Origin of the sequence: Rhodococcus sp. C1 (assembly GCF_020809065.1) — a bacterium.
GTDB classification, from domain to species: Bacteria; Actinomycetota; Actinomycetes; order Mycobacteriales; family Mycobacteriaceae; genus Rhodococcus_F; species Rhodococcus_F qingshengii.
This window is the reverse complement of the sequence record NZ_CP078080.1, coordinates 1,509,206-1,521,534: the sequence shown is the minus strand read 5'-3', so window position 1 is coordinate 1,521,534 and position 12,329 is coordinate 1,509,206. Positions and strand designations below refer to the sequence as shown.

General features: G+C 63.6%; 10 protein-coding genes. 3 read left to right on the top strand and 7 right to left on the bottom strand.

What is annotated here, in order from left to right; translation table 11 throughout:
* Positions 1–51 precede the first annotated feature (51 nt).
* The 5 genes from pyrE to clpB all read right to left on the bottom strand — a co-directional run bounded on the left by pyrE (position 52) and on the right by clpB (position 6,184).
* Complete coding sequence (pyrE, locus tag KTR60_RS06985; RefSeq protein ID WP_003944385.1) at positions 52–585, bottom strand: orotate phosphoribosyltransferase; 534 nt, start codon at positions 583–585, stop codon at positions 52–54.
* Between the two features lie 98 nt (positions 586–683).
* A complete protein-coding gene (locus KTR60_RS06980; RefSeq protein ID WP_228401996.1) occupies positions 684–1,484 on the bottom strand; it encodes an SDR family NAD(P)-dependent oxidoreductase in 801 nt (266 codons plus the stop codon).
* Between the two features lie 46 nt (positions 1,485–1,530).
* Positions 1,531–2,433, bottom strand: a complete 903-nt coding sequence (locus KTR60_RS06975) for a hypothetical protein (RefSeq protein ID WP_228402268.1) — start codon at positions 2,431–2,433, stop codon at positions 1,531–1,533.
* Positions 2,434–2,519: 86 nt separating this feature from the next.
* Positions 2,520–3,473 (bottom strand): hypothetical protein, encoded by a 954-nt coding sequence (locus KTR60_RS06970; protein ID WP_228401995.1) that lies wholly within the window; start codon positions 3,471–3,473, stop codon positions 2,520–2,522.
* Between the two features lie 158 nt (positions 3,474–3,631).
* Positions 3,632–6,184, bottom strand: coding sequence for an ATP-dependent chaperone ClpB (gene clpB / locus KTR60_RS06965; protein WP_007726750.1), 2,553 nt, complete (start codon positions 6,182–6,184; stop codon positions 3,632–3,634).
* A 182-nt stretch (positions 6,185–6,366) separates the two neighbouring features.
* On the opposite strand from clpB, the gene KTR60_RS06960 reads away from it, so the two are divergent.
* Both KTR60_RS06960 and KTR60_RS06955 read left to right on the top strand, forming a co-directional pair.
* Positions 6,367–7,563: an FAD-binding oxidoreductase gene (locus KTR60_RS06960; RefSeq protein ID WP_007726748.1), complete on the top strand. Its 1,197-nt coding sequence runs from the start codon at positions 6,367–6,369 to the stop codon at positions 7,561–7,563.
* A 16-nt stretch (positions 7,564–7,579) separates the two neighbouring features.
* Positions 7,580–8,326, top strand: coding sequence for an FAD-binding oxidoreductase (locus tag KTR60_RS06955; RefSeq protein ID WP_228401994.1), 747 nt, complete (start codon positions 7,580–7,582; stop codon positions 8,324–8,326).
* A gap of 3 nt (positions 8,327–8,329) precedes the next feature.
* Here the strand turns inward: KTR60_RS06955 and KTR60_RS06950 are convergent, their stop codons facing one another.
* Positions 8,330–9,490: a globin domain-containing protein gene (locus KTR60_RS06950; protein ID WP_003944359.1), complete on the bottom strand. Its 1,161-nt coding sequence runs from the start codon at positions 9,488–9,490 to the stop codon at positions 8,330–8,332.
* 235 nt (positions 9,491–9,725) lie between these two features.
* Here KTR60_RS06950 and KTR60_RS06945 point away from each other — a divergent pair, with 235 nt between their 5' ends.
* Positions 9,726–10,913 (top strand): nitric oxide synthase oxygenase, encoded by a 1,188-nt coding sequence (locus KTR60_RS06945; RefSeq protein WP_228401993.1) that lies wholly within the window; start codon positions 9,726–9,728, stop codon positions 10,911–10,913.
* Positions 10,914–10,919: 6 nt separating this feature from the next.
* Here KTR60_RS06945 and KTR60_RS06940 read toward each other — a convergent pair whose 3' ends face one another.
* Positions 10,920–12,305 (bottom strand): CitMHS family transporter, encoded by a 1,386-nt coding sequence (locus tag KTR60_RS06940; protein ID WP_003944372.1) that lies wholly within the window; start codon positions 12,303–12,305, stop codon positions 10,920–10,922.
* Between the last annotated feature and the right edge of the window lie 24 nt (positions 12,306–12,329).

The window sequence follows — 12,329 nt, the reverse complement described above, 5'->3', positions numbered from 1 at the left end:
CCCCTGTGAGTGGTTGAGGAGCGCAGGGACTCCTTAACCACTCACGGGGCGTCAGCTCAGGTTCAGATCTTCCAGGCCCAGCAGCGAGCGGTACTCGACGCCCTCGGCACCGATCACCGCATCCGCACCCGTCGCGCGATCGACGACCGTAGCGACTCCGACCACGGTGGCCCCTGCCTCGCGCAGGGCCTTCACTGCTGTCAACGGCGAATTGCCCGTCGTGGTCGTGTCCTCGACAACCAGGACACGCTTGCCGACGATGTCCGGGCCCTCGATCTGGCGCTGCATCCCGTGGGCCTTCGCAGCCTTGCGGACGACAAACGCATCGATCGGTCGGCCGGGAGCGTGCATCACCGCCATAGCGACCGGATCGGCGCCCATCGTCAAACCGCCGACGGCGTCGAAATCCCAGTCCGCGACCAGTTCACGCAGCAGCGAGCCGATCAGCGGCGCTGCCTTGTGGTGAAGTGTCGCGCGGCGAAGGTCGACGTAGTAATCGGCTTCCTTGCCCGAGGACAACGTCACCTTTCCGTGTACAACAGCCAATTCGCGCACCAGCGCAGCCAAATCCTCACGATCGCTCATGAGTGCTCAGCCTACCGACCACTGCGTTGTGTTCGGCTTCTGCCTCTGGGCTACGTCCGGCTTCCGCCTCTGGGCTACGTCCGGCTTCCGCCTCTGGGCTACGTGCGCCCGCGGCCTCGTCCGACGATGTTGGTCAGCCGGCGAACCAGCCCCTTGGGAACGAGACGCCCGGCCGTCGTGAGGACCTTGTACTGGAATCCCGGAATACTGATGACCTTGTCGTCACCGAGATCCTTCATCGACGCCGCAACCACCTGGTCGACGCTCAGCCACATCGGCTTGGGGATCGTGGACATCTCGATGCCCGCACGCTCGTGGAACTCGGTGCGAATGAAGCCCGGGCACAACGCCTGCACGCGCACTCCCGTCCCGGCCAACCCGCCGGACAGCCCTTCGGTGAACGAGATGACATATGCCTTGCTTGCCGAATACGTCGAACCGCGGCCGGACAGCAGGCCAGCGACGCTCGCGACGTTGACAATCGTTCCGTGCGCCGACGCGATCATGCTGGGCAGCGCCGCACGGGTCAGCCGCATCACGGCGGTGACGTTGACGTCGAGTTGAGACTGAAGGAGCGCCGGATCGGCGGTCCAGAACTCGCCGGAGGTACCGAATCCGGCGTTGTTCACCAACACCTCGACGCCCTTCTCCAAACGAAGCGCGACCGTGTCGCGTCCGGCCTCCGACGCGAGATCGGCAACCACAATCTCCGACTCGGTGCCGAACATCGTCTTCAACTCGGACGCGAGGTCGTGCAATCTGACCTCGTCACGTGCGACGAGAACCAGGTCGTATCCGAGGGAGGCGTATTTCTTGGCGAAACCGGCGCCGAGACCAGAGGTAGGTCCGGTCACCAGGGCAACGGGACGCACAGGGCGATCCGAGTGGGAAGTCGACATACCGGCCACGCTAGTGGTTATCGCGCCTGGACGGGAACCTTAAAGGTCAGTCGACCGGGCGAATTGTGCCCGAGCGCTGCGACGCCGGGCGCTGAGCCGGCTTGTCAGCCGCCTCGGGCTTGCGCAGCGATTGATCCGGACGTGGCGCAGATTCCCGCGGTGCGGGCTCCCGCAGTGCGGGCTCACGCGGTGCGGACTCACGCGGGGCAAATTCACGCGGCGGAGCGTCACGGGGCGGCTGCTCTTGACGCGAACGGGGCTGTTCTACCGGATCCGGAGTTGGGCGAGACTTCTCGGCGCCCGGCCGCGGGCGGCTCGGATCGTGATCGACCTCGAGTTCGTTGGGATCGGTGACGGGAGGCAGGACATGCAGAATGCCGGACAGGCGCGCAACCGACTCGATTGCCGCGTCCCAGTCCCGGCCGTTACTGGTCACCGGAAGCGAACCGAGCGTCCACTGCCCTTCGCTCCACAGCATGCTGATCGACGGCGGAACCGATTCGGTGAACGCCACCATGCGCTGATCACAGACACGACGTGCGATCTCGAGATCGGTCGCGAAGACGACTCGTGAACCGATCGCACCCAACAGGTTCAGGTCGCCGTCCTTGGGCGGAGCCGTCGACTTCAACCGAAGATCGATGTCGACGTCCGACCCGATCTCGCGGCGAACAGCCACGATGGTTGCGGTCTCCTCCAGGTCGAACAGCACGAACTGCTCTCCGCGACGGCGGCCGCGGACGACGTCGGTAGCAGTCAGGTAGTCCTGCTTGGCCATGACCGCGCGGTGCCATTCGCCTGCCAGCTGATCGTCAGTGGCCGTGTACGTGTAACCCTGCGCCTTGGCCCAGATCTGACGCACTCGCCCGGATTGATCTCGCCTCGTCCTGTCGACGTACAGAAGCGCACCCGCGCCTGCGAGTGCAATTGCTGCCAGTCCGAACCACATTCCAGTCATCACCCTCCAGGGTAGCGACTCGCGGCCTCAACCTCCCGCGACACCCTGGTGGACTCGCCCGATGTGTCGTGAACGACTCAGTTGCCGAACTTCGGCAGCGACGTACTCAGAATCGTGTTGGCGGTCATCGTGCCGTTCTCCACCGGCGTGCCGTCGACGACGATGTTGTCTCCCGGTTGCAGATCGGCGATGGTGGCGCGGTTGAGCGCGATGAGCGTGGTGTCCGCGGTGGTCAGAATCGTCACCTGCGAACCCCCGATCGAATCGATGACCAACGTGCCGCCGTCGTTCGACTTCACGGTGCCGACGGCTCCCCCGGCGTCACCGATGACTTCGCCGAGCCCGCCTGGAAGCTGGCTGAGCGGAGAATCCGTCGTCGGAGTCGGCGCCGTGGTGCTGGCCTTCGGCGGTGTCGTGGTCGGCGCCTGCGTCGTGGTGGTCGGGGGAACGAAAGCGGTCTGGGTGCCCTTGTCGTTCGAGCCGAACGCCGAGAACGCGATGATCGCGATCACGGCGACCAGGATCCCGACCACACCGGCGGCCACCCACGTCGCGAGCTTGCGCTTCTTACCGCCGCCCGACGATCCATCGTCGATGAACGGCTGTTCCGGCGGAACTCCACCGCCACCACCGGCAACTGGATACTGCTGTGTATTTCCGTACTGCTGCGTGTTCCCGTACTGATCCGGGTTCCCGTACTGCTGAGCGGTGTACGGCGGATAGGCCTGCGTCGCACCAGGCGGCGGCGCCTGCGGATCGAACTGCGGGTTGTAGGCAGGGAACGCCTGAGTGGGATTCGGCTGCTGACCCTGCTGCCCCAAATACTCCGTGTTCTGATCCGGGCCCCCGTAGGGATACTGCTGTGCCCCCGGCTGCTGACCGAAATACTCCGTCGGCTGGTTCGGATTCTGGCCGGACACCGTCCCGTACTGCTCCGTCGGCTGGTCGGGCGTACGCCCCCACACCTCGGTGGCCTCGGGATCCTCACGGCGCGGCCCACCCGAGTTACGCGGATCGTTCTGATCGGTCATGCCTGGCTCACCTTCGGTTGGGACGAAAGAGCGTCGAAGTCGTTCGGAGAGGCGCGGGTGCACTCGTCCCCGGTTCGAGCATCCAGCCATCCAGGGTAGAACAAAATGCGAATGCCCCGCCGATCCAAGTGGATCGACGGGGCATTCCGCTTACCGAATCAGGAGAGAACCAACTGATCCGCGTCCTCGCTGACACCGACGTGCACGGTGTCGCCGTCCTGGACCTTGCCGGCCAGGAGCAGCTTGGCGAGCTGGTCGCCGATCGACTGCTGAACGAGTCGACGCAATGGCCGAGCGCCGTACAGCGGGTCGTAGCCGCGCACTGCGAGCCACATCCGAGCCGCACCGTTCACCTCGAGGGTGAGACGACGCGCAGCCAGACGCTTCTGCAACTGCTCGAGCTGGATGTCCACGATGTGCTCCAACTGCTCCTCGGAGAGCGAGTCGAAGATGACCACGTCGTCGAGACGGTTGATGAACTCCGGCTTGAACGCGTGGCGTACCGCATCCATGACCTGCTCCCGCGTGCCACCGGATCCCAGGTTGGAGGTCAGGATCAAGATGGTGTTGCGGAAGTCCACCGTGCGGCCTTGACCGTCGGTCAGTCGGCCTTCGTCGAGTACTGCGAGCAAGACGTCGAACACGTCGGGGTGTGCCTTCTCGACCTCGTCGAAGAGGACCACCGAGTACGGGCGTCGTCGAACTGCTTCGGTGAGCTGGCCACCGGCTTCGTAGCCGACGTATCCCGGAGGAGCACCGACGAGTCGGGCCACCGAGTGCTTCTCACCGTATTCGCTCATGTCGATGCGGATCATCGCGCGCTCGTCGTCGAAGAGGAAGTCCGCCAAGGCTTTGGCGAGCTCCGTCTTACCGACGCCGGTCGGGCCGAGGAACAGGAAGGAACCGGTGGGCCGATTGGGGTCGGCGACACCTGCTCGGGCGCGGCGAACCGCATCCGAGACGGCGACGACGGCGTCGGTCTGGCCGACGACGCGCTTGCCGAGTTCGGACTCCATGCGGAGCAGCTTCTCGGTTTCGCCTTCCATCATCCGGCCGGCGGGGATTCCGGTCCAGGCTGCGACCACGTCTGCGACGTCGTCGGGCCCGACCTCTTCCTTGAGCATCACGTCACCGTCGGAGGCAGCTCCGGAAGCGGCTGCTGCCTCTTCCAGTTCCTTCTCGAGCGCCGGGATACGGCCGTAGCGCAACTCGGCTGCCTTGCCCAGATCGCCGTCACGCTCAGCGCGTTCGGACTCTCCTCGCAGGGTTTCGAGCTGTTCCTTCAGCACGCGCACCGAGTCGATGGCCTGCTTTTCGTTCTGCCAGCGGGTGCTGAGCTGATTGAGCTTTTCGCGGTCGTCCGCGAGTTCCTGACGCAGCTTCTCGAGCCGCGCCTTGGACGCGTCGTCGGTTTCCTTCTCGAGTGCCACTTCTTCGATTTCGAGTCGGCGAACCGTGCGTTCCACCTCGTCGATCTCGACGGGACGCGAGTCGATCTCCATACGAAGTCGCGATGCGGCTTCGTCCACGAGGTCGATGGCCTTGTCCGGCAGGAACCGCGACGTGATGTAGCGGTCCGACAGCGCGGCAGCCGCCACCAACGCGGAGTCGGTGATGCGCACGCCGTGGTGCACCTCGTAGCGCTCCTTGAGGCCGCGCAGGATACCGATGGTGTCCTCGACCGAGGGCTCACCGACGAGCACCTGCTGGAAACGACGCTCGAGTGCTGCGTCCTTCTCGATGTACTTGCGGTACTCCTCGAGTGTGGTCGCACCGACCAGCCGCAGCTCACCACGGGCGAGCATCGGCTTGATCATGTTGCCTGCGTCCATCGCGGATTCACCGGTGGCTCCGGCGCCGACGATGGTGTGCAACTCGTCGATGAAGGTGATGACCTGTCCGGCACTGTTCTTGATGTCGTCGAGGACAGCCTTGAGGCGTTCTTCGAATTCACCGCGGAACTTGGCACCGGCGACCATGGACCCGAGATCCAGGGACACGACGGTCTTGCCTCGCAGCGATTCCGGGACGTCACCCGCGACGATGCGTTGGGCAAGGCCCTCCACGATCGCGGTCTTGCCGACGCCGGGCTCACCGATGAGTACCGGGTTGTTCTTGGTACGACGCGAGAGCACCTGCACGACACGGCGAATCTCGGTGTCGCGACCGATCACCGGGTCGAGCTTGCCGCTACGTGCAGCTTCGGTGAGGTCGGTGGAGTACTTTTCCAGCGCTTGGTAGGTGCCTTCGGGCTCCGGGCTGGTGACGCGAGCGCTGCCGCGGACGGTGGTGAAGGCTTCACGCAATGCGTCCTGGGTGGCGCCGTGCCGTACGAGCAACTGTGCGACGTCGGAGTCCCCGCCGGCCAGTCCGTAGAGGACGTGCTCGGTGGAGACGTATTCGTCGTCCATCTCGGTGGCGAGGTGCTGAGCAGCAGTGAGTGCCGCGAGTGCCTCACGCCCGAGTTGCGGGGTGGAGCTTGCGCCGGTTGTCTTGGGCAGGCGATCGACGATTGCCTGTGCTTCACGGTGTACGACCGTGGGGTCGACGCCTACAGCTTTGAGTAGTGGGGCAGCGATGCCGTCGGTCTGGTCGAGCAATGCGACCAGCAGATGGGCAGGCCGGATATCGGGGTTACCCGCCGACGACGCCGACTGCAGTGCAGCCGTCATCGCAGCCTGGGTCTTGGTTGTTGGTGTGAACGAGTCCACTTGTCACCTTTCTGGCGAAGTCGAACGGGAAGAGCCGCGACCGGTTGGTATTGCGACTGTGTCAATATGCTCAACGCGGACAAACTTGAGTCTATTCCGCTCAAGTTTGTTTTCGCCAGGCCGAGTTGGTTTCGTAGGTCACATTTTCAGCCGTACTAGAATTGTGGCGAGAGTTGCAGCTGGTGCGAAAGGGGGATGGATTGGATCCGACAGTGATCGCCCGTCTGCAATCCAGCCTCGATTCTCTGACCGACGACGAAGAGAGCCGTGCGCACTTCTCGGCAGTGTTCTACACCGGCCTCTTTGCGGAACATCCTCTGTACCGCTCATTGTTCCCCGCCGGGATGGAATCGCAGGGCCACCGTTTCTTCAGAGCCATCGAGTTCGTCGTGAAGAATCTGCCCCAGCATCGCCGAATCCGGAAGTTCCTCACCCAACTCGGCCGCGACCACCGTCGCTACGGCGTCGAGCGTGAGCACTACGAGGCCGCCGGCGTCGCTCTGAAGCGCGCGGTTCGGTCGATGTACGGCACGAGCGCGCACAGCCGCTACAAGTGGACGCCGGAGCTGGACGAGGCCTGGTCTCAGTTCACCGACCTCGTCGTCGGCACGATGGCCGACGGCGCCGAATCCGATACGACCCCGGCGCTCTGGGGCGCAACCGTGGTCAGCCACGAACGAGTCCTCGACGATCTGGCGATTGTTCGCCTCGAAGCCGACCCACCCATTCCGTACGGGGCGGGGCAATACGTAGGTGTTCAGATTCCCCAGCGCCCGAAAATGTGGCGGTATTACTCACCGGCGATTCCGACCAACCCTTTCGGTCAGCTCGAGTTCCACATCCGCAAGGTGTCGGGAGGATGGGTCAGCCCCGCGATCGTCAGCGAGACCAACGTCGGTGACCGCTGGGTCATGTCCACTCCCCTCGGCGGCCTCGAGGTCGACTTCACCAGCGACCGTGACGTTCTCATGATCGGGTCCGGCACCGGTATCGCTCCACTGCGGGCACAGGTGATGGAAATGTCTCAACGCGCGCACAACCCGCGCGTGCACCTGTTCGTCGGCGGCCGCTATCCCTGCGATCTGTACGACCTCGAAACCCTCTGGCACATCTCGCTCAGCAACCCGTGGTTGACCGTCGTGCCGGTTTCCGAAGAACCCGAAAACCCTTGGTGGCACAACGGACCGGTGCTCGAACCACCGTTCGGAATGCACAGCCGGCTGATCGGACCGATCGGAAAAGTGGTCGCGCAGTTCGGTTCGTGGGCCGACCGTCAGGTGCAGATCTCGGGGTCACCGTCGATGATCAAGACAACCGTCTACGCCTTGCGTGCCGGCGGAACTCCGCTCGACCAGATCCGGCACGACCCGCTCTACTGACTACAGGAGAACTTTCATGGCCCAGCGAACCTGGTCGAGCACAGTCGTCGAACATCACCGTCTCCGTGAGGATCTGGCGGTTGTTCGTCTTGTCGGCGACGTCGTCCCGTTCCGACCGGGCCAGTACGTCGACGTCAGCGTCCCGCAGAATTCGCGGTTGCTCCGTCGACTCTCCCCCGCACTGCCTCCCTCACACGACGGGAAGTTGGAGTTTCACGTCAAGACGGTTCCCGGTGGTTGGGTCAGCGGTTCGATAGTCAAGGACACCCAGCCTGGTGACGTCTGGCAGATCCTCGACCCGCGCGGCAACCTGTCCGTCGACGAGAACGGCCCCACCGTCATCATGGTCGCGGGCGGAACCGGTTTGGCCCCACTCCGGTCGATCATTCTCGATCTGGCTCAGACCCCGAGCCCGCCGCAGGTGTACCTCTTCTTCGGTGGCCGAACGCTTCGTGATCTCTACGCTGCGGACATGCTGTGGCTGCTCGCCGACCAGTTTCCGTGGTTGCAGCCCATTCCTGTCGTCGAAGATCTCTCCGACGGCGGCCCGCCCGACGGATGGTTCGACCGGTTGAACGTCGACATCGGATTCGGCGACGATCATCTCATCGAAGGCACGCTCGCCGACGTCGTCGCGTCGTACGGTGCGTTCACCGAACATCAGGTCCTGGTGTGCGGATCGGCGGCCATGGTTCGGTCGACGCGTGATCGATTGATCGAGGCCGGAACGCCGGCCGAGGTCATTCAGTTCGATCCGTACTGACGGTCAGTACGTCGGGTCGTTGCGAACGGTATCGACGTCGATGCCCACTGCGCGAAGCCTGAATTTGGTGCTGTTGACCATGGATTCGCTGCCGACGACCTGAATGTCGTAGCCCGCCCAGTCCCCGAACGAGGTCACGACCTTACCGACCTTGCCGACGATGCGCCGCTTCATGCCGATCGGCGGCAGTGGCTCCGCTTCGGTGTGCCACCACGGATTCTCGTCTTCTTCGGAGACCGGGATGATCGTGAGCCACGGGTACTTCTCGGCCAGCTTCCACAGATGCGGAAGGTCGTAGAGATCGCACGGATGCTGTCCGGAGTAGAACAGTTGGACCTTGCGAGTGTTGCCGCGTCGGATCAGTTCGAGGATCTGAGCGCGAAGAGGCGCGACACCTGTTCCCGACGCGATCATCAAAAGGTCCTTGGAGTTCTCCGGAATCCCCAAGGCGCCGATGGGCGAACCGACCACCCAGGTGTCACCGACAGCGGTCTGGTTCACCATGACCGGGCTGACCCACCCGCCGGTGACCTGGCGGATGTGGAACTCGAGGATTCCGGTCCCGTCGTACGGCGTGGCCGGAGAGAGGTAGCGCCACATCCGTGGCCTCGCGGCGACCTGCACGCTGACGTACTGACCGGCGCGGTACTCCATCGTCTGGTCGAGTTGCAGCCGCACGACGGCGACGCCCTTGATGACCGGGCGGCATTCGATGACCGTGGCACTCCACGCGGGCGGACCGTCTTCCGCGTTGGCGGCATCCATCATCGCCGCCGAGATGATCGCGAGCGCGTTACGCCACGCGCTGTCGACCTCGTCGGTCCACATTTCGGCGCCACCGAAGGTCTCGAGTGCTTCGATCAAGGCATTGCCGACTGCCGTGTAGTGCTCGTCGGTGACGCCGTACTTACGGTGATCGCGGCCGAGCTGTGCGAGGTACTCGAGTATCGCGTCGGACTCGTCGAGGCGTTCGACGACGTGAGCGATAGCGCTGACAAGCCGGTCACGCTGCACATCCATCGCTGCCGGAAAGAACTCCCGGGTTTCGGGCGATCGAGCGAACAGGATCGAATAGAAGGTACGGGCGAGCCGTTCCGGACCATCTTCTACCGCAGCGACGGATTTGAAGCTCGACCGGACCAGAGAGATTGCTTGCGAATCCACGCTCATCCTCGTCCCGACTAGACGCGGCAAGACCCGCCGCGGAATTTCGTCTGCAGCTTATGTCACAAATGTCTGACTCGTAAATCATTCTGGACAAGTGTCACAATGCGACCCCATTTCGCGGTGTGACCGTCCCTTTCTTATTCTTGCGTGCAAGATAAACAAGAGCTTCGACACTCTCGATCGCCGAGCTAACGTTCAGCGAAATCTCAACCAGCCAAACAGGAGTCGTGCCGTGGATTTTGTTCGACAGGACGAATTGCCCACCGATAGCGGGCTTACGTCCCAGATCGCCTCCACTACCCCGACGCTGACCGAGCTTCAACGTCGGGAACTCGAGTGCGTCGAATTTTTCGACTCTCCGGAACTGGGCCACCTCCCGACGTCTCGGCGGCGTGAGGCCTTGCGTGAACTCCATCGGACCGGCACCTACACGCACACAGCGGAGGAATTGCTCGTCGGCGCCAAACTCGCGTGGCGAAACCACGCCAGGTGCGTCGGTCGCGCGCATTGGCGGACCCTCAAACTCATCGACGCGCGCGATGCCGTCACGGCTTCCGCTCTCGCCGAAGCATGCTGGGAGCACCTGCGACTGTCGACCAACGGCGGCGCTCTGCAGTCGGTCGTGACGGTCGGGCCACTCCCCCGCGAGGACGGTCAGGAGTACCGAATCCTCAGCCCGCAACTGATCCGCTACGCCGGCTACCGGCAGCCTGACGGCACCATTCTGGGCGACCCGTGGCACGTCGATCTGACTGCTCAGGTCACCGCGATGGGGTGGAAGGGCGCCGGTACGCCGTTCGACGTTCTCCCCGTACTGATTTCGGTTCCCGACGAACCCCTGCAGTACTTCGACGTCCCGACCGACCTGGTTCTCGAGGTCGAGATCGAGCACCCCGAATACAGCTGGTTCGCTGATCTGGGGCTTAAATGGCATGCCGTCCCTGCGGTCTCGGACATGAACCTCGACATCGGCGGAATCGTTTATCCCTGCACGCCGTTCAGCGGTTGGTACGTCAGCACCGAGGTAGGCGCACGCAACTTCAGCGACACCGATCGCTACAACATGTTGCCCACCATCGGAGCGATGCTGGAGCTCGACATGAGCCACGACCGCACGCTCTGGAAGGACCGCGCACTGGTCGAACTGAACCGTGCAGTTATCCACAGCTACCGCAAGGCCGGCGTAATCATGGTCGACCATCACACTGTCGCAAAGCAATTCATCGATCACATCGCGCGTGAGGACAAGGCCGGGCGCAAGTGCCCGACCGACTGGTCATGGGTGAACCCGCCCATGTCCAGCTCGCTCACGCCGACGTTCCACCGCCTGTACGACGAGCCCGATCTCGACATCCGGCCCAATTTCGTGACAAAAAAGAAGAAGGGCACCGACCAAGGCCGGTGCCCCTTCCACAACTGATCGCGCTCAGAAGGGGATCTGCCCCAATCCGACGCCGACCACGAGCATCGTGATCGAGATCAGGCCCGCTCGCCACAGAACCTTCTTGTGGTGATCCGCCAGAGAAACACCGGCGAGTGTGACCAGTAGCAGGATCGCCGGGACCAGCGGGCTCTGCATGTGCACGGCCTGCCCGGTGATCGAGGCGCGCGCCATCTCCACCGGCTCGATGCCGTACTGCGCTGCAGTCTCGGACAGCACCGGCAGCACACCGAAGTAGAACGCGTCGTTGGTCATGAAGAACGTGAGCGGGATACTCAGGACGCCCGTGATGACGGCGAGGTGCGGGCCCATCGCGTCGGGGATGACCTGCAGCAGCCACTCTGCCATCGCCTCGACCATGCCGGTTCCCTGGAAAACGCCGGTCAGCACCGCTGCTGCCAGCACCATCGCGACCACCGAGACGATGCTCGACGAATGGCGTGCGATTGCTTCACCCTGATCCTTGACCGCCGGGAAGTTCACCGCGAGGGCGATCGACGACGCGATCATGAACAGCACCGGGATGGGCAGGATGTCCATCACGAGTACGACGAGAAGGATCGTCGTCAGCGCAGCGTTGAACCAGAGCAATTTCGGCCGCAAGGTGTCTCGCTTGGGGTCGAGGCCGTCGATGAATCGTCCGGTGTCGCCGCCGTCGTCCTCGGAGTCGTTCGAGCCGCCGGTGCCGGCGCTACCGGTGCTGGAACTTCCACCGTTTCCGACCTTTTCGAGGATGCGCTCAGAAGTCAGGACCAAAGTCCCGATCCTGCGGCGCTCCATGATCCCGAGGTGAATCGCGAATCCGAGCACCATGATCAGGCCGACGATCAACGACGGCACCATCGGCACGAACACGTCGGAGGGTGAGAGTCCCAGCGCGCTCGCGGCCCGGACGGTCGGGCCGCCCCACGGAATGATGTTCATCGTCGCGTTGGACAGGCCGGCGATCACCGTCAGAACGACGGGACTGACACCGAGTTTGAGGTAGAGCGGAAGCAGCGCCGAGGTCACGATGATGAAGGTCGTCGAACCGTCTCCGTCCAGCGAGACCACCATCGCGAGCACTGCGGTTCCGACCACGAGCCTCATCGGATCGTCTCGCACCATCCGCAGGATGAGCTTGACCAGCGGATCGAAGAGGCCGACGTCGATCATGATTCCGAAGAAGATGATCGCGAAGAACAACAGCGCCGCGGTGGGTGCGAGCGACTTGATGCCGTCGGTGATCATGTCGCCGATTCCGAGGCCGGCCCCGGCAAGTAGTCCGAAGGCCACCGGAACCAGAGTCAGTCCCACCACCGGGGTCGCGCGTTTGGTGAGAATCAGGAACATGAACACCGCAACCATGAGGAAGCCGAGTGTGACGAGCATGATGAACTCCTTTAGTGCTGAATT